At 55.7% G+C, this 23,237-nt stretch carries 18 protein-coding genes; 6 read left to right on the plus strand and 12 right to left on the minus strand.

Translation table 11 applies throughout. The features are described from left to right. Positions 1–19: 19 nt before the first annotated feature. From EGT74_RS05425 to EGT74_RS27440, 9 genes are all read right to left on the minus strand, one after another. Positions 20–532 carry a glucosaminidase domain-containing protein gene (locus EGT74_RS05425; protein WP_158618012.1) on the minus strand — a complete coding sequence of 171 codons (513 nt, stop codon included), beginning with the start codon at positions 530–532 and terminating at the stop codon, positions 20–22. Between the two features lie 682 nt (positions 533–1,214). After that, on the minus strand, positions 1,215–2,963 hold the full coding sequence (gene aspS, locus EGT74_RS05430) for an aspartate--tRNA ligase (protein ID WP_123845506.1): 1,749 nt from the start codon (positions 2,961–2,963) through the stop codon (positions 1,215–1,217). Between the two features lie 56 nt (positions 2,964–3,019). Continuing rightward, positions 3,020–4,078: an NAD(P)/FAD-dependent oxidoreductase gene (locus EGT74_RS05435; protein ID WP_158618013.1), complete on the minus strand. Its 1,059-nt coding sequence runs from the start codon at positions 4,076–4,078 to the stop codon at positions 3,020–3,022. 84 nt (positions 4,079–4,162) lie between these two features. After that, positions 4,163–5,050 carry a succinate--CoA ligase subunit alpha gene (gene sucD, locus EGT74_RS05440; RefSeq protein ID WP_123845508.1) on the minus strand — a complete coding sequence of 296 codons (888 nt, stop codon included), beginning with the start codon at positions 5,048–5,050 and terminating at the stop codon, positions 4,163–4,165. A gap of 92 nt (positions 5,051–5,142) precedes the next feature. Then, entirely contained in the window at positions 5,143–5,958 is an 816-nt protein-coding gene (locus EGT74_RS05445; RefSeq protein ID WP_123845509.1) for an ABC transporter ATP-binding protein, read from the minus strand. Positions 5,959–5,982: 24 nt separating this feature from the next. Beyond that, on the minus strand, positions 5,983–6,726 hold the full coding sequence (locus tag EGT74_RS05450; protein ID WP_123845510.1) for an MlaE family ABC transporter permease: 744 nt from the start codon (positions 6,724–6,726) through the stop codon (positions 5,983–5,985). 52 nt (positions 6,727–6,778) lie between these two features. Continuing rightward, entirely contained in the window at positions 6,779–7,810 is a 1,032-nt protein-coding gene (locus EGT74_RS05455; protein WP_123845511.1) for a hypothetical protein, read from the minus strand. Between the two features lie 169 nt (positions 7,811–7,979). Next, positions 7,980–8,423, minus strand: a complete 444-nt coding sequence (locus EGT74_RS05460) for a DUF2059 domain-containing protein (RefSeq protein ID WP_123845512.1) — start codon at positions 8,421–8,423, stop codon at positions 7,980–7,982. 51 nt (positions 8,424–8,474) lie between these two features. Beyond that, positions 8,475–10,781 carry an NADP-dependent malic enzyme gene (locus EGT74_RS27440; protein WP_123845513.1) on the minus strand — a complete coding sequence of 769 codons (2,307 nt, stop codon included), beginning with the start codon at positions 10,779–10,781 and terminating at the stop codon, positions 8,475–8,477. Between the two features lie 114 nt (positions 10,782–10,895). On the opposite strand from EGT74_RS27440, the gene EGT74_RS05470 reads away from it, so the two are divergent. After that, a complete protein-coding gene (locus tag EGT74_RS05470) occupies positions 10,896–11,345 on the plus strand; it encodes a DUF4293 domain-containing protein (RefSeq protein WP_123845514.1) in 450 nt (149 codons plus the stop codon). Between the two features lie 153 nt (positions 11,346–11,498). Here EGT74_RS05470 and uvrA read toward each other — a convergent pair whose 3' ends face one another. After that, positions 11,499–14,303: an excinuclease ABC subunit UvrA gene (uvrA, locus tag EGT74_RS05475; protein WP_123845515.1), complete on the minus strand. Its 2,805-nt coding sequence runs from the start codon at positions 14,301–14,303 to the stop codon at positions 11,499–11,501. Positions 14,304–14,653: 350 nt separating this feature from the next. On the opposite strand from uvrA, the gene EGT74_RS05480 reads away from it, so the two are divergent. Continuing rightward, positions 14,654–15,226 (plus strand): RNA polymerase sigma factor, encoded by a 573-nt coding sequence (locus EGT74_RS05480; RefSeq protein WP_123845516.1) that lies wholly within the window; start codon positions 14,654–14,656, stop codon positions 15,224–15,226. Between the two features lie 532 nt (positions 15,227–15,758). Here EGT74_RS05480 and EGT74_RS05485 read toward each other — a convergent pair. Next, positions 15,759–16,688, minus strand: coding sequence for a DMT family transporter (locus EGT74_RS05485; RefSeq protein ID WP_123845517.1), 930 nt, complete (start codon positions 16,686–16,688; stop codon positions 15,759–15,761). 98 nt (positions 16,689–16,786) lie between these two features. Continuing rightward, positions 16,787–17,986, minus strand: a complete 1,200-nt coding sequence (locus tag EGT74_RS05490; RefSeq protein WP_123845518.1) for an acetyl-CoA C-acyltransferase — start codon at positions 17,984–17,986, stop codon at positions 16,787–16,789. Positions 17,987–18,082: 96 nt separating this feature from the next. Here EGT74_RS05490 and rlmN point away from each other — a divergent pair, with 96 nt between their 5' ends. The 4 genes from rlmN (at position 18,083) to EGT74_RS05510 (ending at position 23,122) form a co-directional block, all read left to right on the plus strand. After that, entirely contained in the window at positions 18,083–19,123 is a 1,041-nt protein-coding gene (rlmN, locus tag EGT74_RS05495; RefSeq protein ID WP_123845519.1) for a 23S rRNA (adenine(2503)-C(2))-methyltransferase RlmN, read from the plus strand. Between the two features lie 41 nt (positions 19,124–19,164). Then, positions 19,165–20,658 carry a pseudouridine synthase gene (locus EGT74_RS27140; protein WP_123845520.1) on the plus strand — a complete coding sequence of 498 codons (1,494 nt, stop codon included), beginning with the start codon at positions 19,165–19,167 and terminating at the stop codon, positions 20,656–20,658. Then, positions 20,658–21,425 carry an RluA family pseudouridine synthase gene (locus tag EGT74_RS05505; RefSeq protein WP_262697110.1) on the plus strand — a complete coding sequence of 256 codons (768 nt, stop codon included), beginning with the start codon at positions 20,658–20,660 and terminating at the stop codon, positions 21,423–21,425. Before EGT74_RS27140 ends, EGT74_RS05505 begins: the two co-directional genes overlap by 1 nt. Before the next feature lie 182 nt (positions 21,426–21,607). Then, on the plus strand, positions 21,608–23,122 hold the full coding sequence (locus tag EGT74_RS05510) for a S41 family peptidase (protein WP_123845522.1): 1,515 nt from the start codon (positions 21,608–21,610) through the stop codon (positions 23,120–23,122). Positions 23,123–23,237 lie beyond the last annotated feature (115 nt).

Consider the following 23,237-nt stretch of genomic DNA (forward strand, 5'->3'; position numbering starts at 1 on the left):
AACAGTTAACGCTGCAAATCTATTGTTTTGCCAGCTTTAATTCATCATCCAGCTCATATAATTTATAGCGCCTGATCATGCCGCTCACCCGGTTCACCCAAACCTGGCCGGCGGAAGAATACCCGGAATGGATCAGTTTGCCGAGCCAGGCCTTGTAATCTTCATTGCCCTTCAGGTCTGCATACCACCTGCGTTTCATGATCAGTTTCACAAACTGGCGGTAGGAAGCCGAGTCCGATGCGAATTCGCGATACACGGAGCGGTAGGTGCCGCCCTTTTTTGCCAGGCTGTTTTTGCCGACGATGCCGAAATGGTTTTTCAGCAACCTGGCATTCCTGCTGGTGCCCATGCCGGATTCAAGCATGGCCACACCCAATATCACACTGGCCGGAACACCGGTTTCTTTCATGAGGTTAACCGCAATGGGCTCATACTGCTGTAAATACTTTTTGGGGGTCTTCTGCGCCGAAGCCGCCAGGCCGGATACCAGCAGGCCGCTCAGCAACAGGTTTCTTTTTTTAACTAAAAACATGCTGTGCATTTAAATGAACCAATCCGCACGGGTGCCTTTCACAGGGCAATATTACGCCAAACCGCATACATGAATTGTAATTGACATGTTAATAATTGATAATTTATTTAATTCCTGATGGTATTTTACCTTGAAAGAGGCACAATTCGTCTGCAGGTCGCTATTAAGTGGAAAAGTAATGGTGTGGATAAGTGCTTACGGTACCATTTTCTGCGCTTAGTGCGTTAAAATAAGGGTCGTTTTCGGAAAAAAGGCCCATAAATGATTGATACTGTGCGGATTGATTGTTTCCCTAAAATGCATTTTTGCCGAAAACACGCACTCCCTACGCACTATCCCTTAAGTATCCCCTAAGTAACCCTTAAGTAACATGGGAGGAGCCCCCTGGTTAACCTTAACCAGACTCACCCTGGGCCTAGTCCTGGTATAGGTTTACACTCTTTGATGGTGTAAACCTTTTTTAGGATGCACCGCGGGGGGCCATTCTCCTGCGATCCTTCGTTCATCTTCCTGCGATCCTCCTGCAAGCCCCTTCCAATCGGCCATGGTCGCGAACAGCACAGGAGAATCACAGAACAACCACAGGTGGATCACCGGAGGATGCGGCAACCTGCCCCATGAAAAAAGGCTGACCGGGAGCCATTGCATCCTGATCAGCCTTTTTCATTATTCATTACCGCTGTTATTTCAGCAGGGAGAGTTTCAGTTCATCCAGCTGTACCTGGTCGATTTCCGAGGGGGCATCCAGCATCACGTCGCGGCCGGAGTTGTTTTTCGGGAAGGCGATGAAGTCGCGGATGGTTTCGCTGCCGCCCAGCAGGGAGCAGAAACGGTCGAAGCCGAAGGCGATACCGCCGTGCGGGGGGGCACCGTATTCGAAAGCGCCGAGGAGGAAGCCGAATTTATGCTGCGCTTCTTCCTTGCTCATGCCCAGGGCCGAGAACATTTTTTCCTGCAGGTCTTTCTGGAAAATACGGATGGAGCCGCCGCCGATCTCGGTGCCGTTCAGCACGATGTCGTACGCGTTGGCTTTGATCTTGCCGTATTCGGAAGGGGTGTCCATCAGGTGCAGCTGCTCCGGTTTGGGCGCCGTGAACGGGTGGTGGCGGGCTACCCAGCGGTTTTCTTCTTCCGCGTATTCGAACAGCGGGAAGTCGATCACCCAGAGGGGTTTGTACACGTCTTTATTGCGATAGCCGAGGCGCTCGCCCATTTCGAGGCGCAGTTCGCTCATGGCTTTACGGGTGCGTTCTTCCTTGCCGGCGAGTATCAGGATGAGGTCGCCGGGGTTGGCGTTGCACTGCTGTGCGAACAGTTTCAGGCCTTCTTCGTTGAAGAATTTGTCTACGGAGCTTTTCAGCGATCCGTCGGTGTTGTACTTCACGTAGATGAGGCCCGTCATGCCGATCTGCGGGCGCTTCACCCATTCCGTCAGCTCATCGAGCTGCTTGCGGGTATACTCGCTGCAGCCGGCGGCGTTGATGCCTACTACCAGCTCGGCTTCGTCGAATATCTTGAAGCCGTTGCCGCGGGCGGTTTCTCCGAGGTCCACCAGTTTCATTTCGAAACGGATGTCTGGCTTGTCGTTCCCGTAATATTTCATGGCGTCTTCCCAGGTCATGCGGGGGAAGGCCTCGTTGAAGGTGATCCCTTTGATTTCCTGGAATACGTGTTTGGTCATGGCCTCGAAGGTGGTCAGGATGTCTTCCTGGTCCACAAAGCTCATCTCGCAGTCGATCTGGGTGAACTCCGGCTGACGGTCGGCCCGCAGGTCTTCGTCGCGGAAACACTTCACGATCTGGTAGTACCGGTCGTACCCGCTCACCATCAGCAGCTGTTTGAACGTCTGCGGGCTTTGGGGAAGGGCATAGAACTGGTTGGGGTTCATGCGGCTGGGCACCACAAAGTCGCGCGCGCCTTCGGGCGTGGACTTGATGAGATACGGCGTTTCGATATCCATAAACCCGCGGCTGTCGAGGAAGTTCCGCACGGAGCGGTTCACGCGGTAGCGCAGGGTGAGGTTCTGTTTAACGAGGTTGCGGCGCAGATCGAGGTAACGGTATTTCATGCGCAGCTCGTCGCCGCCGTCCGTATCGTCCTGGATGGTGAAGGGCGGGGTTTTGGAGCTGTTGAGAATGGTGAATTCCGATACGGTGATTTCCACGTCGCCGGTGGGTATATTGGGGTTCTTATTGGTACGTTCGGTAACGGTGCCTTTCACCTGCAATACAAATTCCCGGCCCAGGGGCTGGTTGTCGAGCTGGGCGTTGAGCGATTCTCCGAGCAGCAGTTGCGTAATGCCGTAGCGGTCGCGCAGGTCTATAAACGTAATGCTTCCAAACTTGCGGACGGTTTGCACCCATCCCGCCAGTGTCACCGGCTGGCTTGCATGTTCCATGCGCAATTCACCACATGTGTGCGATCTGTACATTTGTTCTGATTCTTTTAATAAAGGAGGTCAAAGATAAGATATGGATATCTGAAAATCTACCTCAGCGCATTAAAATACCGTTTAATATCTATTTCGGGCCGCATGGGCGCGCCTTCGAGCAGCTGCCGGCGGAACTGCGCCGCCGCCCAGGGAGCCAGGGAACAGCCTTTGGAGCCCATCCCGTTGAAGATGCCGACCTGCGGATATTTCGGGTGCATGCCCACGAACGGCCGCCGGTCCATCCCGGACGGGCGTACGGCCGCGATATGCCCTTTCACCGAAAACGGCACTTTCAACAGCTCCAGCAGGCTGCTTTCGAGGGAAGCGCGGGCTGTTTCCGTAGGCGCCGCATCGGGATAATCCCACGAAAACGAAGCGCCGGCCCAGTAGGTACAGCCTTCCAGCGGCACGAGGGTAATGCTTTTTTTGATGATATCGGGGGTTTCAAACCCGGGCACCTCCACCACCAGCGCCTCGCCTTTGTTAGGCAAAAACTTCAGCCCGCCGAAATAGGGGTTGGCGGGGCTTTCCACGCCTTCGCAGAAAATCACGGCTTTCGCCTGCAACCCTTTGTAAGCCACGCCATCAGGCAGCAGCTCCAGCGCCCGCACGTCGAACCGCTCTTCCCGCAGCTGCTCCCGGCTTTGCAGGGCCGCGCGCCAGGCGGGCAGCAGCGCGCCCAGCTGCACATTGGCGCCTTTGACGATACCGGCGCCGAAGGGCTGCAGCAGTTCGTTGCCGTGGCGGGCGGAGGAGGGCTGCTCCATATACGGCGCCGCCTGGCCGTTGCCGGCCGCCTCGCCAAAAGCGTCTCTCATCTGCGCGGAAGGCCACACGCTCCAGATATCGCGGGGATGGAAGCAGGCAATGCCCAGCGCGGCTTCCAGGGCGCGGTAGGTGCCTTGCGCCTCAGGGAAAATGGTATCGTACAGCCATGCCAGCTCAAACCGCCGGCCGGATACGGGGTTGATGATGCCGGCGGCCGTGCGGGAGGCGGTATGGGGCCGGGCATCGTCGTATACGAGCACCCGCTGCCCGGCCTGGTGCAGTTCCCAGCTGAGCAGGGTGCCGGAAATGCCCTGGCCTACAATGATATAGTCGTACCGGTTTGCCATTGGAAACGCAAATGTAATGTATGCCCCAAAACAAAACGTCCCCGCTACCAAAGGCAGCGGGGACGCCATTCGTGCAATATGTTATCAGGCAGGTACTGCTTTTGCTTTCAGCACTTCCGCCATTTTTTTGCCGATGTCTGCGGGGCTGTCCACCACGTGAACGCCGCACTCGCGCATGATTTTCATTTTAGCTGCAGCGGTATCGTCCGCACCGCCGATGATGGCGCCTGCGTGGCCCATGCGGCGGCCCGGAGGCGCTGTCTGGCCGGCGATGAAACCTACTACGGGCTTGGTGCCGTGGGCTTTGATCCACTGGGCTGCTTCCGCTTCCATGCTGCCGCCGATCTCACCGATCATGATGATCGCTTCGGTTTCGGGGTCGTTCATCAGCAGTTCCACCGCTTCGCGGGTGGGGGTGCCGATGATCGGGTCGCCGCCGATACCGATGGCGGTAGATACGCCCAGGCCGGCTTTCACCACCTGGTCGGCCGCCTCGTAAGTGAGGGTGCCTGATTTGGAAACGATGCCCACACGGCCTTTCTTGAAGATGAAACCGGGCATGATACCCACTTTCGCTTCTTCGGCAGTGATCACACCGGGACAGTTAGGCCCTACCAGGCGGGTTTTGCGGCCCTGGAGGTAGTTTTTGGCCCTTACCATATCCTGTACGGGAATACCTTCCGTGATACAAACAACCAGCGCGATGCCCGCATCTGCCGCTTCCATAATGGCGTCCGCAGCAAAAGCCGGGGGCACAAAAATGATAGATACATCCGCTCCTGTTGCCTTTACAGCATCAGCCACGGTATTGAACACCGGGCGCTCGAGGTGGGAGCTGCCGCCCTTACCGGGCGTTACGCCACCTACCACGTTGGTGCCGTACTCGATCATTTGGGTGGCATGGAAAGTACCTTCAGTACCGGTAAATCCCTGCACAATCACTTTACTATGCTTATTTACTAAAACACTCATCGCGCTTGATTTAATTAATATTTACGTTAAGGTGGGGCAAAAATAACGGATAATGGCTAAAAAAGAAAGGAACTGCCGGCGGTTGAGGAATATTAACTATTTGATGAGGATCCCCCGGCTTTTTTCCGCCATTGTTTGTCGCGGAACATCTCCATTTTCCGCATTTCCTTGATGTCCTGGAAAAACTCGGAGGCGAAAATGAAGTCGTTCAGCAGCTGGTCGTCGGAGAAAATGATGTCTTCGTTGCTCCCCTCCCACTGTTTTTTGCCCTCGTGCATGTAGATGATATGATCGCCGCTTTCCATCACGGTGTTCATATCGTGGGTGTTCACCACGGTGGTGATCTTGTAATCCTGCGTCAGGTCTTTGATGAGTTTATCGATCACCAGGGAGGTCTGCGGGTCGAGGCCGGAGTTGGGCTCGTCTACGAACAGGTATTTGGGATTGAGCACGATGGCCCGGGCGATGCCCACGCGCTTTTTCATCCCGCCGCTGATTTCGGCGGGGTATTTTTTATTGGCGTCTTTCAGCTGCACACGGTCGAGCACTTCCTGCACCCGCTTTTTCCGGTCTCTATAACTCTTGTCTGAAAACATATCGAGGGGGAACATCACGTTCTGCTCCACGGTCATACTGTCGAACAGGGCGGAGCCCTGGAACAGCATGCCGATCGCCTGGCGGATGGGTTTCTTTTCCTTATCGTCCATGGCGGTGAAGTCTTCGTTGTTGTACAGCACCTGCCCGCTGTCTACCTGCATGAGGCCCACCATGCATTTCATGAGCACGGTTTTGCCGCTGCCGCTGGCGCCGATGATGAGGTTTGTTTTACCGGCTTCCATTTTCGCAGACACGTCTTTCAGGATTTCCTTTTCTCCAAAGCTTTTCCGGATGTTTTTCAATTCAATCATAACTCAGTCTTCGAAAGTTGAACATTAGAGCAAAATGGCCGCCAGCACATAGTCGGCAAAAAGGATCAGCACGCAGCTCACCACCACGGCAGTTGTACTGGCCCGTCCTATTTCCAGCGCGCCGCCGGTTACGTTGTAGCCGTAATAGGCCGGTATGCTGGATATGATGAAGGAATACGTATACGCTTTACTGAGGGCAAAAAACACATTATAGCCGTCAAAGGAAGCGCGCAGGCCCTCCATGAACTGATCGTGCGAGATGATGCCGCTGAGCTTGCCGGCCTCGAGGCCGCCGTAAATACCGAGGAAGGCCGCAATCACCACCAGTGCCGGAATCGTGAGCATGGCCGCCAGTATTTTGGGAAGGATGAGATACGCTTTGGTATTGATGCCCATGATCTCCTGCGCGTCTATCTGTTCGGAAATGCGCATGTTGCCCAGCTCGGAGGCGATCTTGGAACCTACTACCCCGCCCAGTACGATACAGACCATGGTGGGGGCCAGTTCGATGACGATGGTGTCCCGCACCACCTGGGCGATCACGGTTTTGGGGATGAGGCCGCTCACCAGCTGGTAAGCCGTTTGTACGGTGGTTACCGCACCCAGGAACAGGGAGATGATCACTACGATGCCGAGCGACCCGATGCCGATCTCCACACACTGATGCATAAATTCCTTCCAGTACATCCTGAAGTTCTCCGGCCGGGAGAACATCCCTTTCAACATCAGCAGGAACCTGCCGAAATGGTAAAACAATTTGAACTCCATAACCTGTCAAAGATAGTCTGAAAAACAATTCGTGGGCCAGCCAAAGGGTTATTTATCGCAAGCTGTTCACCAGAAGGCGCTTCAGGCTGCGCTCGATGATCTCGCCCATGGTGCGGCAGCGGGCAAATACAGGATCATGATAATGCTGGGCCAGTTCCTCGCCCAGCTGGCTGATCTTTTCAGGGAAAGAAACCCGGTCGGTCATGATAACATCGCGCAGGTCTTTGATACGATGCCGCTGCGCCTTGATGCGGCGGGCGATCAGGGAACGCTCTTCCTGCTGGTACTGCTTCACCACCTCGGCATTGAGGTGTTTCATGGCCAGCTCCACGAACACGCGGTTCTCCTTGAAAAACTGCGGCATGTAGAGGGTTTTCTTGCCTTCGTAAAACTGCTGGTCGAAGTCGATGGCCCGGATGCGGAACTGCACATCGTCGAAGTCGGGCGTGATGTCGAAGATGAAATTGTACGACCGCATGTCGCCCAGCAGGCGCACAAAGCAGCGTTCGTTGAACTTCACGAACTCCTTGGCGATACGCTTCGGGTTGAATTCCGGCCGGTGGAGGTAGTCTTTGGCGAACTGGTCGCCGGGCACCCCGGCGATGTGCTCCTCCACGAGCGTGTTGCCGTCTACGAGGAAGTTCATCCAGTAAGGCGACAGGATATGCTCCAGTTCGAGGCCATATATGCGCGAGGCGTCGGCTATCTTGATATAAAAATAGTCGTACACCTCGTTGTAGTTATTGACGATCTTGATGCGGAAAGGATGGGAATTGCCGAAGGTGCAATAGTCGATGCGCTCGATGTGCAGGTGCTCTTCGGCCCCCTGGTCGCCGCCCGCCTTCATGATGGAATAGATGCGCTTGAGCCCGGCGTGCAGCGCAGGCGTCATGCTCTGCGGGTACAGCACCGATTCCCACAGGGTGTCTTTCCCGGCCTTGTCGTACAGCGGAATGCCGTATTCGTAATACTTCAGCTCTTCGTACGACACGGGCAGCTGCACCTCGCGCCCGTACATTTTCAGGTAATTCCTGAAGGCCGGGTTGAGCGGGAAGAATATCTTTTTCCGGGAGATGGACTGCATTTCGAATGTGTTCCGTTGAGACTGTAAAATAAATAAAAAAACAACGGGGACATCCTGCACTACGCCTTAATTCGCAACGATGCCATACAAACAGGTAACATGCCGCCGATATTATCCGAACAGCCTGAATGCCGGGCGATCATTAGACGGCACCATTTCTCCCGGGTCACTACTCCTTGATAAGTCCTTTTTCCTTCAGCCGCTTGAGCATCCGCTTCGCGGTGTTCTGTCCCCACACGTTACCCATTTCTCCCGCTTCGCGCATCACTGACGGCAAACGCTGGATCATTTTCTGACCGAGTGGCGTTTTGTAAAACCCGATCATCTCCCGCATCTCTTCCTCGGAGAAATTCTTTTGATAAACAGGCACCATCATCTCGAGCAGCTCATCCACCACTATTTCTTTTCTCATCTCTGCCCAGGCGGTATCACCAACGTCCGGCATCTGGGCTTTGAACTGTGCAAAAAGCTGATCCATCATCTGCACCATCAGCTGGCGCATGCCGGTGAGCGCCGCCAGTTCTTTAACGCTTTCTGCTTTGGCCATGGACTGGGCCGATGCGGCGAATGTACAGCCGATAAAAATGAGGAGGACTACGATGGTCTTTTTCATGGTAACAGGGTGTTTTAAAAGGGCGACACAGGGAGCGCCGCCCCGTATTCATTATTTCTTCTTTCCGCTCTTCGCGTCCTCCGCCTTGCAGCACTTCGTCTGCGCGTCCACCACGGCAATCAGCACCACGTTCACGATCTGCCGCACGGTGGAGCCGAGCTGCAGGATGTGCACGGGTTTTTTCATGCCGAGCAGGATGGGGCCGATGGCGTCGAAGCCGGCCACTTCCTGCAGCAGGTTGTACGCCACGTTACCGGCGGCCAGGTTGGGGAAGATGAGGGTGTTCACATCTTCGCCGATCAGCTCGGAGAAGGGGTAGTTATCTTTCAGGATCTCTTTGTTGAAAGCCATCGCCGCCTGGATCTCGCCGTCTACGGTCAGCGTGGGATCCATTTTTTTCACCAGCTCGCGGGCGCGGCTCATGGTCTGCGCTTCCGGGGTGGGGCTGGATCCGAAGTTGGAATACGACAGCATGGCGATGCGGGGCGTGATGTTGAACTGGCGCACTTCTTTGGCTACCAGCATGGTGATATCCGCCAGCTCTTCCGCGGTGGGATTGAAGTTGACGGTGGTATCGGCGAGGAACAGCGGGCCGCGCTTGGTATTGATGATATACATACCAGCCACCCGCTTGGCGCCTTCTTCCATCCCGATCACCTGCAGGGCAGGCCGGATGGTATCGGGGTATTTGCGGGTGAGGCCGGAGATGAGCGCATCGGCCTGGCCGGTTTCCACCATCATACAGCCGAAGTAGTTACGCTCGCGCATGATCTTTTTGGCTTCATACAGGTTGAAACCTTTGCGCTGGCGTTTCTGGAAAAACAGTTCGCCGAAGCGGTGACGGGTTTCGCTCATTTCGTCGCTCTTCGGGTCCACGATCTGCACGTCGTCGATGTCGATGCTGTTTTCGGCCATGAGCGAACGGATGCGTTTTTCGTTGCCGAGCAGGATGGGGATGGCGATGCCTTCGTCGTTCACCACCTGGGCGGCCTTGAGGATCTTGATATTGTCGGCCTCCGCGAATACCACGCGGCGCGGGTCTTTGCGGGCTTTGGAGCCGATCACGCGGAACAGCTGGTTATCGAGGCCGAGGCGGTTGTTGAGCACTTCGCGGTAGGCATCCCAGTCTGTAATGGGCGCCTGCGCCACGCCGCTGTCCATCGCCGCTTTGGCCACTGCGGGCGCTACGGTGCTGAGCAGGCGCGGGTCGAGCGGTTTGGGAATGATATAGTTGGGGCCGAATACCAGGTTACGCTCGTTGTAAGCAAGGTTCACGATATCGGGCACGGGCGACTTGGCAAGGTCGGCCAGCGCATGCACAGCGGCCAGTTTCATGGCTTCGTTGATCTGCGTGGCCCGCACGTCGAGCGCGCCGCGGAAGATGTACGGGAAGCCCAGTACGTTGTTCACCTGGTTGGGATAATCGGAGCGGCCGGTGGCCATGATCACGTCTTTGCGCGCGCCCACCGCCATGTCCCAGGGAATTTCCGGATCGGGGTTGGCCATCGCGAACACGATGGGATGTTTCGCCATGCTTTTGACCATTTCGGCGGTTACCACGTTGCCGACAGACAGCCCCACGAACACATCGGCGCCTTTGAGGGCCTCGGTGAGGCTGGTGGCTTTGGATGTGGTAGCGAACACCTGTTTCATCTCATCGAGGTCTGCCCGCTGTTTGTTCAGCACCCCGTCTTTATCGAACATGATAAAGTTCTCGGGTTTGGCGCCGAGCGACACGTACAGCCGCACGCAGGCCATGGCGGCGGCGCCGGCGCCGTTCACCACGAACTTCACTTTTTCTATTTTCTTTTTTACCAGCTCCAATGCGTTCAGCAGGGCGGCGCTGGAGATGATGGCGGTGCCGTGCTGATCGTCGTGCATCACGGGTATTTTCAGCTCCTTGCGCAGCCTTTCTTCGATGGCGAAACACTCGGGGCTTTTGATGTCTTCGAGGTTGATGCCGCCGAAAGTAGGTTCCATGGCCTTCACCACCTGCACGAATTCGTCTACGGTCTTGCTGCTGAGCTCGATATCAAATACGTCTATATCCGCGAATATTTTGAACAGTACGCCCTTCCCTTCCATCACGGGCTTGCCGGCCTCGGGACCGATGTCGCCCAGGCCCAGCACGGCCGTGCCGTTGCTGATCACCGCTACGAGGTTACCTTTGGCAGTATATTTATACACATTTTCAACATCCCGCGCTATTTCCTTGCAAGGCTCGGCCACCCCGGGAGAGTAGGCCAGCGAAAGATCCCATTGGGTTTTGGTGTCTTTCGTGGGTATGACTTCTATCTTACCGGGTCTGCCTTTCGCATGGTAATCCAGTGCATCCTGCTTATTCAGTTTTTTGGCCATAAAGATTGTTATTGGGCGTGCAATATACGAAGTATCGGAGGAACGGGGGCTAATACGTTCGTGCAGGTTCGCAATAATTATTTACTTTTACGCTGTTAAACATTTACAAATATCATGATACAACGTATCCAAAGCCTGTTTTTATTGCTGGCCGCCATCGCCGGGGGCTTCATGGGCAACTTCAACCTGTGGAAGGCCAAACTCACGAAAGGGAACGTGGCCAGCGAAGACTATTTCAACGCTACCTCCAGCTATCTGATATTTATCGTGCTGATGGTCAGCACCATCCTGGCGCTGGTGACCATCTTCCTCTACAAAAAACGCAAACTCCAGTTCCGCCTCACCGTCCTGAACATTTTCCTGGCCATTGCCGTGCTCCTGCTGATCTATTTCAAGGTGCAGGACAAGGCCAATCTCCTCCAGAGCGAAGGCGCGGTGATCGTACAGGCCACTTTCCTGCTGCCGGCCTTTTTACCGGTAGTGATGGTGGTATGCCTGTTTCTGGCGGCCCGCGGTATTTATAAAGACGAAAAGCTCATCAAGTCGCTCGACCGCCTGCGGTAAGCGCGATGGAAACCGCATAAAAAAAGAGGATGTCCTGCCGAAGTGGGGCATCCTCTTTTTGTATACACACCATCTGCGGCAGGCAGGAGCAAAAAAAGCGGATGCCCCTGCCGGAGGGAAACATCCGCTTTTATATAAGCTCCTGAAGTACCGTTATAAAAACTTCCCGGTATAACTTTCCTTTACTTTTTTCAATCCTTCCGGAACGCCCGCGTAGAGCAGGCTTCCGCCGCCTTCGCCGCCTTCCGGCCCGAGATCGATCGCCCAGTCCGCGGAGCGGATCACGTCGAGGTTATGTTCGATCACCAGCACGCTGTGGCCCTGTTCGATTAACGCGTTAAAAGACGCCAGCAGTTTTTTGATGTCGTGAAAATGAAGGCCGGTGGTGGGCTCGTCGAAGATAAACAAAATGTGCCCCTGCGCTTTTCCTTTGCCGAGGAACGACGCGAGTTTCACACGCTGCGCTTCGCCGCCGGAAAGTGTGTCGGACGACTGCCCCAGTTTCACATATCCCAATCCCACATCGCTGAGGGGGCGTATCCTGTTCACCACTTCCTTTTCATCTTTGAAAAACTCGATGGCTTCGTCCACGCCCATTTCCAGGATGTCGTAAATATTTTTGCCCTTATAGGTCACTTCCAGCACTTCGTCTTTAAAACGTTTGCCGCCGCAGGTTTCGCAGGTCAGGTGCACGTCTGCGAGGAACTGCATTTCCACGATCACTTCGCCTTCGCCTTTGCAGGTATCGCAACGGCCGCCGTCTACGTTGAACGAAAAATGTTTGGGCTGGAAGCCGCGCATTTTGCTGAGGGGCTGTTTGGAAAACAGGTCGCGGATCTCGTCGTACGCCTTGATGTAGGTGACCGGGTTGGAGCGCGATGATTTGCCGATCGGGTTCTGGTCAATCATCTCGATCTGCGTCACATAATCCACGTCTCCTTTCATGAGGCGGTGGTGGCCCACTTTATCGGTGAACTCCCCTTTTAGCTTCATCAGCGCGGGGTAGAGTATCTGTTTGATGAGGGTGGTTTTCCCGGAGCCGGACACACCGCTTACCACGGTGAGGATGCCGAGGGGAAACTCCACGTCAATGTTCTTCAGATTGTTCTGCCGGCAGCCTTCCAGCACGATGGAGCGTTTCCATTTGCGGGTGCGGGCGGGCGGCTCCACGCGCATGTTGCCGCTGAGGTATTTGCCTGTGAGGCTTTTGCCGTCGGTGAGAATTTCGGGATAGGTGCCGGCGAAGATCACCTCGCCGCCGAGATGACTGGCTAGGGGGCCCATGTCGATGATGTAATCCGCTTTTTCCATGAGCTGTTCATCGTGCTCCACCACCACCACGGTGTTACCGAGGTCGCGCAGTTCGTGCAGCACCCTGATGAGGCGGTTGGTGTCGCGCGCATGCAGGCCGATGCTCGGCTCGTCGAGGATATAAAGGGAGTTGGTGAGGTTGCTGCCCAGGGTGCGGGTTAGCTGGATGCGCTGGCTTTCGCCGCCGCTGAGGGTATTGGCCACACGGTTGAGGGTGAGATAGCTCAAACCTACGTCCAGCAGAGTTTTCAGGCGGTGATTGATTTCGATGAGTATCCTTTTGGACACCTGTTGCTGGTATTCGTTCAGCGTCAGGTTATCGAACCATGCTTTCAGGTTTTCCACCGGCATGTCCACCAGTTCCGCAATGCCCATGCCGCCTACTTTCACATAGGTGGCTTCCTTGCGGAGGCGGGCGCCGTTGCAGGTAGGGCAAACGGTGCGGCCGCGGTAGCGGGCCTGCATCACCCGGTACTGCACTTTGTAGAGGTTCTGCTCCACCATTTTGAAAAACTCGTTCAGCCCGTAAAAATGTTCGTTGCCGGTCCACAGCAGCTTCAGCTGTTCGTCCGTAAGGTCGGCCACGGGTTTATGCACCGGGAAGTTGAATTTCCGGGCGCTTTTGATCAGCGCTTCCTTGTATTCGCCCATCTTTTCACCGCGCCAGGGCGCAATGGCCCCTTCGAACACGCTCAGCCGCCGGTCCGGTATCACCAGGTCCGCGTCGATGCCCAGCACCTGGCCGAAACCTTCGCAGGTAGGGCAGGCGCCGTAGGGATTGTTGAAGGAAAACAGGTTCGGCACGGGCTCTTCGAACTGGATGCCGTCGAGCTCGAAGCGGTTGGAAAAGTGATGGGAAATGGCGCCGTCCACTTCCAGGTAACAGTCGCCTTCGCTTTCGTAAAAAGCCGTCTGGATGGAGTCCGCGATACGGTGTTTGTCGTCTTCCTCAAAATCCTTCACCACGATGCGGTCGATGAGCACGTGGGCCCCGGCCGGCACTTTGGGATTTTTATCTTCCTGCAGCTCCTCTATCCGCACCAGGGCGCCATTCACGTACAGGCGGGAAAAACCTTTCTGCATGAGGATGCCCAACTCTTCGGCCGGTTTGCGGTTGGCGTGCTGGCGGAAAGGCACCAGTATCTGCACCTTGCTGCCTTTGGGCAGGCGGGTGATGGCGTCCACCACGTCGCTCACCTCATGTTTTTTCACCAGCTGGCCGGATACGGGGGAGAACGTCTGCCCCGCGCGGGCGAAGAGCAGGCGCAGGTAGTCGTACAGTTCCGTCATGGAGCCTACGGTAGAGCGGGGCGTACGGGTGATCACCTTCTGTTCGATGGCGATGGCCGGGCAGATGCCCTTGATATAGTCCACCTCCGGCTTGTTCATCCGCATGAGGAACTGGCGGGCGTAGGCGCTGAGGCTTTCCGCATAGCGGCGCTGGCCTTCGGCGTAGAGGGTATCCATGGTCAGGCTGCTCTTGCCGGAGCCGCTGACGCCGGTTACCACCACTAATTTATTTCTGGGTATTGAAACGCTGACGTTTTTGAGGTTATGTACCCGGGCCCCTTTGATAAAGATATGGTCCGAAGTGCTAACTGGTTCACGTTCAACGGTTACTTCCTTGGTTTTTACTTTTGCGCACATAGAAACACAAATTTAAGGATTCGGGAGCAGTTCTGAGGGGGTATAAATATCCCCATTTCCGGAAGCCGCACGGGGCCCCTTTTGTTAATTTCGTGTTATGGTGCGGTCGCCGGCAAACCGCCGTGCCAGCCGCCTCGTACCTCTTTAGTAGCAATTTTACCGGGGGGTGTTGTTTTATTGAAGTATTCCGTTATATTTGCAATAACCGACATCTTATACCTTGAATTCTCGGTTGATATTCTAAACATTAAAACTGTACATTATAGTAAAACTTTACGCTATCACACAACCTACTGACTGTTAAGTCCGTACTATTTACTAACCGTTATTGGTAGTCGTATATGCAAGTAATGTACAAACTGAATGATGAACAACTGATCACACTGTTCAAAAAGGGGCACGCTTCTGCCCTGGAAGAGCTGGTTTACCGCCACAAAGATAAACTCTATACTTCCATCGTATTGCTCGTAAAAGACGCCTTTCTCGCTGAGGATATCTTCCAGGATACTTTCATCAAGATCATCGATACTATCCGTGCCGAACGTTACACCGAGAAAGGAAAGTTTCTTCCCTGGGCCATGCGCATCGCGCATAACCTTTGTGTAGACCATTTCAGGAAGATCAAACGTACGCCGGTGATCAAAACGAGCGACGACAAAGATATTTTCAATGTACTGGGCTTCAGCGAGCCGAGCGCGGAGGAAAAGATGATGACCCGGCAGAGCCACGACAGCGTGCGCAGGATGCTGGATATGCTGCCCGAAGAGCAGCGCGAGGTGATCATCCTCCGGCACTATGCGGAACTGAGCTTCAAGGAAATTGCCGACCTCACAAATGTGAGCATCAATACTGCATTGGGCCGTATGCGCTATGGCCTGATCAATCTCCGGAAGATGATGACGGAGAAGCAGATTTGTTTGTGAGTACCCTTTTTTGCTTGCCATAAACGGGCGGTACGATGTATGTCTACCGCTCGTTTTTTTTATGCCCATCAGGAATTCCGGCCCTTCGCCCTTTTTGAACGGCTTTCCCTGTTTACCGCCGGCAGCCTTGCCCCGGCGATGCTCTTTCCCTCCTAACAAAATCTTTTACCGTTTTTACGACCTGCTCGGGTTCTTCAGAATGCAGCCGGGTTTACCGTTCCGGATGAAGGTTTCTGGTCGCTATCGCCCTGCCCGCTCCCCGGGACGTACCAGGCTTACCGTCCCGAATGAAAGGTTTTCCGGTCATGATAGACACCCCGCCCGTCAGGATGTTTCTCCTGGCTGAAGGCTTCCGGTCACGGCCGCCCAGCGTGCCGTTCCCCCGTCCCGAACGAAGGATGAACGAAGCTTCCCTGGGTGATCAACGAAGGATCACCGCAAATCTCATCCTTCGTTGAAGGTTCGTTGGTCCTTCGTTGGAGGTTCGTTGAACACCCACCAAACGCCCTGCCGGCGCGGGCCGTTTTTTGAATTACTTGTCTGGTGAAGGGTTTGCGGGCGTCGTTTTCCCTTTTTTACCGATCAGCAATATGCCCGCCAGCACCAGCGCCGTACCCAGCAGCTGCTGCCAGGTAATGGGCTCTCCCAGGAAGATGTAAGCCTGCACGATGGTGGCCACCGGCCCCACGCTGGTAATGATGGCGGTATTGCCGGAACCGATCTTGCGGATGCCCTCGCTGGTCAGGAAAGTGGGGATAACCGTGGAAATGATGGCCATCTGGAAACAGAGCCAGTAGGTATGCCCGGAAAACTGCTGCGGCTGCACCCAGTGTTTCAGCAGGTATTGGGTAAACACCCCGGTAGACGAGAACACGAGGGCATAGGCCGTAAATTTCATGGATCCCACTTTCGGGATGATCTCCCCGCCGCCCACGATGTAAAAGGCATAGGTGAGCGCACAGCCAAGCACCAGCAGGCTGCCGGTCACCACGGACGCGCCCCATTCCTGCTGTACATCCCCGAGAAAAGCCACGAGCATGCCCGCGTAAGCGATAGCCAAAGCCAGTTTTTGGGTGCGGGTAATTTTTCGGCGGAAGGCCACGGCGCCGATCAGCAGCGCGAAGGTGGGGTACAGGAAGAGGATGAGCCGCTCCAGGCCGGCGGAAATGTAGGCCAGGCCCATGAAATCGAGCAGGCTGCTCATGTAATACCCCAGCAGGCCCAGTACGGCGATGATGCCCCACTGGCGGGCGGTGAGCTTCACATTGTCCGGCCGGCGCGCCAGCACCCAGGCGGTAACGAGGTAAAAAGGCAGGGAAAACAGCATCCGTAATGCCAGCATGGAGATGGCGTCGATGGATTCCGAACGGTATATGAGTTTGACGTAGATGGCCTTGGCGGAAAACATCATAGCCCCAATGAGGGCCATGGCAAACCCAAGGGCGAAGCCGGATTTTTTCATGACAGTGCTGCAAAGATCGGGCTTCCTGCGGCAAAATCGGCAGCGATATGGATGAAAAGTATTGCTCAATGACGAGGTTCCTTCAACACCGGAACCGGCTACATCCTCTCGAACACGATGGCCGCTCCCTGGCCCACGCCCACGCACATGGTGGCCAGCCCGTAACGGGCGCCGGCACGGCGTTTCATTTCGTGCAGCAGGGTGGTGGTGATGCGGGCGCCGCTACAACCCAGCGGGTGGCCGATGGCGATGGAGCCGCCGTTGAAGTTGATCTTCTCCGGGTTGAGGCCCAGCTCGCGGATGCAGGCGAGCGACTGGGAGGCGAAGGCCTCGTTGAGCTCGATGACGTCCAGGTCGGTTACCCGCAGGCCGGCCCGTTTGAGCGCTTTGGCGGTGGCGGGAACGGGCCCGATGCCCATGATGGCGGGATCTACCCCGGCCACGGCCATGGCGCTTATCCGGGCGATGGGCTGCAGGTTGAAACGTTTCAGCGCGCTTTCAGACACCACCAGCACGGCGGACGCGCCATCGTTGATGCCGGAGGAATTTCCGGCGGTGACCGTACCGTCTTTGGCGAAGGCGGGTTTGAGCCCGGCCAGCTTTTCGAGGGTGGTTTCACGGGGATGTTCGTCTTTGGAGAACACCACCTGCTCTTCCTTGTTGGGGGTGATCTCCACGGGGATGATCTCATCCTGCCAGATACCCGCCCCCAGCGCCTGTTTGTACTTGCGCTGGCTGTCGAAGGCGAACCGGTCCTGGTCTTCCCGGCCGATCTTCCACTCCCGGGCCACGTTTTCGGCCGTTTCGCCCATGGAAAAGGGATAATACAGGGCGGCCAGCTTTTCGTTGGTGAAACGCCAGCCTATGGTGGAATCGTAGATTTCTGTTTTACGGCTGAAGGCGCCGTCGGCCTTGGGCATCACCAGGGGGGCGCGGGTCATGCTTTCCACCCCGCCGGCCATGTACACGTCGCCTTCCCCGCACATCACGGCCCGGGCGGCGTCCATGATGGCCTGGAGGCCGGACGCGCAAAGGCGGTTCACCGTATTGCCCGCTACCGATACGGGCAGGCCGGCCAGCAGCACGGCCATCCGGGCCACATCGCGGTTATCCTCCCCTGCCTGGTTGGTAGCCCCGGCAATCACGTCCTCCACGGCCGAAGGGTCGAGGGAGGGGCTGCGTTTTAACAGGGAACGGAGCATCAGGGCCAGCAGATCGTCGGGCCGGACGGTTCGCAATGCGCCACCATAGCGGCCAATAGGACTTCTTACGGCATCGGTAATGTAAGCTGCTTGCATGTGGTGTTTTGTTAAAGTTGCGAATTTATTGCAACTATTCGGCATTACCTCCCGCCGCCCCCTGCCAAATCCGAAATATGGACGTACCTTTGCGGGATGATGAAGAAGCAGAACATACGGCATTTGAGCCTTTCCCAGGTACAGGAAGTATTTGCGGAAATGGGCGAGAAACCGTTCCGGGCCAAGCAGGTGTACGAGTGGCTGTGGCTGAAGCAGGCCCCGGATTTTGAATCCATGACCAACCTGAGCAAGCCTTTGCGCGCTGCCCTGGAAGAAAGGTTCACCCTGCCCTCCATCAAAGTGGACACCACCCAGCAAAGCACCGACGGCACCATCAAAAGCCGTTTCCGCCTCCACGACGGGCACCTGGTAGAAGGGGTCCTGATCCCTACCGCCACCCGGCAAACGGCCTGCGTTTCCTCGCAGGTGGGCTGCAGCCTCAGCTGCAAGTTCTGCGCCACCGGGTATATGGACCGTAAACGCAACCTGGATTTCGACGAAATCTTCGACGAAGTGGCCCTGATCAACAAACAGGCCCTCGAACAATCCGGTAAAAAACTCACCAATATCGTGTACATGGGGATGGGCGAGCCCCTGCTCAACTATAAGAACGTGCTGCAGTCGATCGAGCGCATCACCTCCCCGGAAGGCCTCGCCATGAGCCCCAAACGCATCACCGTGTCTACCGCCGGGGTGGCCAAGATGATCAAACAGCTGGGCGACGACCAGGTGCGGTTCAACCTCGCGCTGAGCCTTCATGCGGCCAACGACAGGAAAAGAAGCGAAATCATGCCCATCAACGAAACCAACAACCTGAAAGTGTTGGTGGAGGCGCTGAACTACTTCTACAAAGCCACGCAAAACGAGATCTCGTTCGAATACATCCTTTTCAAGGACTTCAATGACTCGGTGCAGGATGCGGACGAGCTGATCAAAATATACCGCCAGGTGCCGGTAGACCTGATCAACATTATCGAGTACAACCCGATCGATAATGCCCGGTTCCAGAAACCTTCGCCGGAAGTTACCGACGAGTTCATGGCATACCTCGGCAAACACAGGGTGAATGCGCGCCTGCGCCGCAGTCGCGGGAAAGACATCGACGCCGCGTGCGGTCAACTGGCCAATAAAGCATAAAAGAAATTACTGCAGGAATGCAGCAACTATAAATCAACAGCATGAAAAAAGACAAGCCCGCCAAAAAAGGGTTTACACCTTTCAAAGAGAATAAATCAACAAACAAAAAAGATGGAGACGGCTCATTCCGGAAATTCCGGGATAGCGGCGACGCGCCCAAAAAGCGCTTCGGCGCCGACGGCGACCGTCCCCGCAAAAGCTTCGGCGATAACGACGAGCGCCCGAAAAAACGTTTCGGCAGCGACGACGACAAACCGAAAAGAAGTTTCGGCGACAGGGAAGACCGCTCCAAAAAGCGCTTTGGCGCCGATGCCGATAAACCGCGCAGAAGTTTCGGCAACGGGGACGACCGTCCGAAAAAACGCTTCGGCAGCGATGACGACAAACCGAAAAGAAGTTTCGGCGACAGGGAAGACCGCCCCAAAAAGCGTTTCGGCGCAGACAGCGACAAACCCCGCAGGAGCTTCGGCGACGGGGAAGACCGCCCGAAGAAACGCTTCGGGAGCGACGATGACAAACCGAAAAGAAGTTTCGGCGACGGGGAAGACCGTCCCAAAAAGCGTTTCGGCGCGGACAGCGACAAACCGCGCAGAAGTTTCGGCGACGGAGAAGACCGCCCGAAGAAACGCTTCGATACTGACGACGACAAACCGAAGAGAAGTTTCGGCGATGGTGAAGACCGCCCGAAAAAGCCCTTCAACAAAGACGATAAACGCATCCGCAAGAGTGATCGCAAAGCCGCCGTACACGGCACCAAATCCAACAAGCCGAAAAGCACCCGCAAGCGCATTGTCATAGAAACGCCTACAGAGGCCGATCTCCAGGACATGCCGCTGAACAAGTTCATCGCCCATTGCGGCATCTGCAGCCGCCGGAAAGCGGTGGATTACATCAAGGAAGGCCAGGTGACCGTTAACGGAGAGAAGATCATCGAGCCCGCCTTCAAGGTATCCGGCAAGGACCTGGTGAAGCTCGACGACAAACGCATCTACCTGCAGAAGAACCTGGTGTATGTGCTGCTGAACAAACCCAAAGGCTACATCACCACCACTGATGACCCGGAAGGCCGTCAGACCGTGATGGAACTGGTGGAAGATGCGGCGGAAGAAAGGCTCTACCCCGTAGGCCGCCTCGACCGCAACACGTCGGGCCTGCTGCTGCTCACCAACGACGGTGAACTGGCGCAGAAACTCGCCCATCCTAAACACAACATCAAAAAAATCTACCACGTAGAGCTGGATAAACCGCTCACCAAAGCCGATTTCGAAAAAATCATCGCCGGCGTTACGCTCGAAGACGGGCTGGCGCTGGTAGACGCGCTCGGGTATGTAGACACGAAAGATAAAAAGCAGATCGGCATCGAGATCCACAGCGGTAAAAACCGCATCGTGCGCCGTATTTTCGAGCACCTGCAATACCAGGTGGAGAAACTCGACCGCGTGATGTACGCCGGGCTCACCAAAAAGAACCTGAACCGCGGCAAATGGCGCTTCCTCACCGACAAGGAAGTGATCCTGCTCAAACATTTTAAATAATTCCCAATCCGGGCCGCCTTACAGCGGCCCGTTTTTACCATATGCGCATAGAACAGCTGATCATATTCGAGAACGACGACTTCGTGGCCGTCAATAAACCATCCGGTTTGCTGACCATTCCCGACCGCCACGACAACGCGCTCGAAGCCCTTTCCACCCTGCTGAAAAAACATTACGGCAGCATCTTTACCGTGCACCGCCTCGACCGCGACACCAGCGGCACCGTGCTGTTCGCGAAACACGAAGCCGCCCACAAGTACCTGTCGCAGCTCTTCGAGTCGCGCGACGTGGAGAAGTATTACCTCGGCATCGTCAACGGCGAGCTGCCCGTTCCGGCCGGCAGCATCAACGCCCCTATCATGGAGCATCCCGTACAGCGCGGCAAAATGGTGACCAACGCCAAGGGCCGCCCTTCCCTCACCGATTACGAGGTGCAGGAATCGTTCGGGTTGTTCAGTCTGGTGAAACTGCGCATCCACACCGGCCGTACCCACCAGATCAGGGTGCATATGAAGCACCTCGGGCATCCCATTGCGGTGGACGAGCTGTATGGCAGCAAGGAACCGGTGCGGCTGTCCGCCATCAAAAAGAAGTTCAGATTGGGGAAATTCACCGAAGAAGAGAAGCCCCTGCTGGCCAGGCTGGCCCTCCACGCCTTCCAGCTGCGGTTTACCGACGAAAAGGGGGTGCGGCACGAACTGGAAGCCCCGCTCCCGAAAGATATGGCGGCGGTTTTGCAGCAATTGCGGAAACATAAAAAAGCATAGGAAAAGAGAGGCCCCGCGCCTCTTTTTTTGTACCCGGCGGGCAACTAATGCGTCCGTTTCTCCGTTTATTATGGAATATGCGGTAAAACAGGCCGTTCGCCGTGAAATTTTTATTACTGGCCGGTTGAGGCCACAAAATCTGATCGAATAATAGTAAATTTCAAAGTAAATCACTCCTTTGTATGAGAAGAACATGGATTGCCGCTATCGGCCTGCTGATGGTGGCCACAGCCCCCGCCTGCAAAAAGAATCCGAAACAGGACCCGGGGCCCGGCAACCCGCCAGCCAACGGCACCCGCACGCAGCTCAGCCTCGACTCACTGTATCTCTATGCCAAAGAAACCTATTTGTGGTACGACGCGCTGCCGGATTACACCACCTTCAATCCCCGTTCCTTCGCAGGCTCCGACGACTTTACGAGCCTGCAAAACGAACTGTTCAAAATCACCCAGTACAAGATCAATCCGGAAACCGGTAAACCATACGAGTATACCGGCGGCAGTTCCGCCAAGTTCTCCTTTATGGAAAAAGGCAACGCCGCCCAGGGCATACAGGGCGCCGTGGATCTCGAAGGCAAGGGGAACGACCTGGGTATCGGCGTGTTCATCGTCGGTGGCACCAGGGTGTTTATCAGGCTGGTGGAAAAAGGCTCCCCCGCCTACCTTGCGGGCCTGACCCGGGGCTGCGAGATCACCAAGTTCAACGGGGCGGCCGTTACACCTACATCCGCCGCCGTTAATGCCGCGCTCAACAGCAGCAGCCTGACCATCACCTATAAAACGGTGGGCGGCCTCGAAGAAAGATCCGTGCAGCTTACCAAAGCAGCCTATACGAACGACCCGGTATATATCTGGAAAACTTTCACCAGCGGCACCAACATCACCGGCTACATCAACCTGGGCCGTTTTTCGCGCAAAAGCGTTGCGCAGCCCAGCCTGCAGCAGGCCTTCAGTGAGTTTGCAGCGGCAGGGGTCAACAATCTCGTGATAGACCTCCGTTATAACGGCGGCGGTTACGTGGAAACATTCGAATATCTCGCCAACCTGATCGGGCCGGCCAGCCTCACCGGGCAGGTGATGTACAAGGAAATTTTCAACAACCTGCTCCGCGAAGGCAGGGCGCCCATCCTCAAAACCATTCCCCTGATGGGAGCCGACGGCAAACAGCGGACAGACGGCAGCGGCAACCCGCTGACCTACGCCAACGTCAACTTTTCCATCGCCGGCAACACAAAGAAATTCCAGAAGGAAGGTTCCCTGGGCGCCATCAAAAACGTGGTGTTCATCGTAACCGGCTCCTCGGCTTCCGCCAGTGAACTGACGATCAACAGCCTCAAGCCCTACATGACCGTCAAGCTCATCGGCGATACCACTTACGGCAAACCCGTGGGTTTCTTCGGCATCGGCATCGACAAATACACCGCGTATATGAGCCAGTTCAATTCCGTGAACTCGCTCGACCAGGGAGATTATTACGCGGGCTTCAAACCGGATTACCCGGCGGCGGACGATTACCGCTACGACTTTGGCGACAAGCGGGAAGTGTGCCTGGGCAAAGCGCTCGCGTTCATCAACACAGGCATCGTGAGCCCCGACCCGCAAGTCAATTTCCGTTTGAGTGAAGAAGTATCCCGTGCGATCAGCGTGGGTGGAGAGGGGTTTAACGGGATGGTGGAAGACCGCAGGGTGTTAAAGTAACCGCCTCAAAATAATAGCTGTTCATGTTTTTCCATAGCCGCAAACAAAAGGTTTGCGGCTTTTTTTGCGCATTCCCGCCGGTGAAATGCCCGGAGAGCGCTCCTTTCCAGGAAAC

Source organism: Chitinophaga lutea (assembly GCF_003813775.1).
Taxonomy (GTDB): domain Bacteria; phylum Bacteroidota; class Bacteroidia; order Chitinophagales; family Chitinophagaceae; genus Chitinophaga; species Chitinophaga lutea.

Bases quoted from the DNA above. Each gene is read 5' to 3' on its own strand.
- EGT74_RS05435 (WP_158618013.1), bottom strand. From the start codon at position 4,078: ATGGCAAACCGGTACGACTATATCATTGTAGGCCAGGGCATTTCCGGC.
- rlmN (WP_123845519.1), top strand. From the start codon at position 18,083: ATGATGAAGAAGCAGAACATACGGCATTTGAGCCTTTCCCAGGTACAG.
- uvrA (WP_123845515.1), bottom strand. From the start codon at position 14,303: ATGTGCGCAAAAGTAAAAACCAAGGAAGTAACCGTTGAACGTGAACCA.
- EGT74_RS27440 (WP_123845513.1), bottom strand. From the start codon at position 10,781: ATGGCCAAAAAACTGAATAAGCAGGATGCACTGGATTACCATGCGAAA.
- EGT74_RS05460 (WP_123845512.1), bottom strand. From the start codon at position 8,423: ATGAAAAAGACCATCGTAGTCCTCCTCATTTTTATCGGCTGTACATTC.
- EGT74_RS05480 (WP_123845516.1), top strand. From the start codon at position 14,654: ATGTACAAACTGAATGATGAACAACTGATCACACTGTTCAAAAAGGGG.
- EGT74_RS05450 (WP_123845510.1), bottom strand. From the start codon at position 6,726: ATGGAGTTCAAATTGTTTTACCATTTCGGCAGGTTCCTGCTGATGTTG.
- EGT74_RS05470 (WP_123845514.1), top strand. From the start codon at position 10,896: ATGATACAACGTATCCAAAGCCTGTTTTTATTGCTGGCCGCCATCGCC.
- EGT74_RS05425 (WP_158618012.1), bottom strand. From the start codon at position 532: ATGTTTTTAGTTAAAAAAAGAAACCTGTTGCTGAGCGGCCTGCTGGTA.
- EGT74_RS05510 (WP_123845522.1), top strand. From the start codon at position 21,608: ATGAGAAGAACATGGATTGCCGCTATCGGCCTGCTGATGGTGGCCACA.
- EGT74_RS27140 (WP_123845520.1), top strand. From the start codon at position 19,165: ATGAAAAAAGACAAGCCCGCCAAAAAAGGGTTTACACCTTTCAAAGAG.
- aspS (WP_123845506.1), bottom strand. From the start codon at position 2,963: ATGTACAGATCGCACACATGTGGTGAATTGCGCATGGAACATGCAAGC.
- EGT74_RS05455 (WP_123845511.1), bottom strand. From the start codon at position 7,810: ATGCAGTCCATCTCCCGGAAAAAGATATTCTTCCCGCTCAACCCGGCC.
- sucD (WP_123845508.1), bottom strand. From the start codon at position 5,050: ATGAGTGTTTTAGTAAATAAGCATAGTAAAGTGATTGTGCAGGGATTT.
- EGT74_RS05485 (WP_123845517.1), bottom strand. From the start codon at position 16,688: ATGAAAAAATCCGGCTTCGCCCTTGGGTTTGCCATGGCCCTCATTGGG.
- EGT74_RS05445 (WP_123845509.1), bottom strand. From the start codon at position 5,958: ATGATTGAATTGAAAAACATCCGGAAAAGCTTTGGAGAAAAGGAAATC.
- EGT74_RS05490 (WP_123845518.1), bottom strand. From the start codon at position 17,986: ATGCAAGCAGCTTACATTACCGATGCCGTAAGAAGTCCTATTGGCCGC.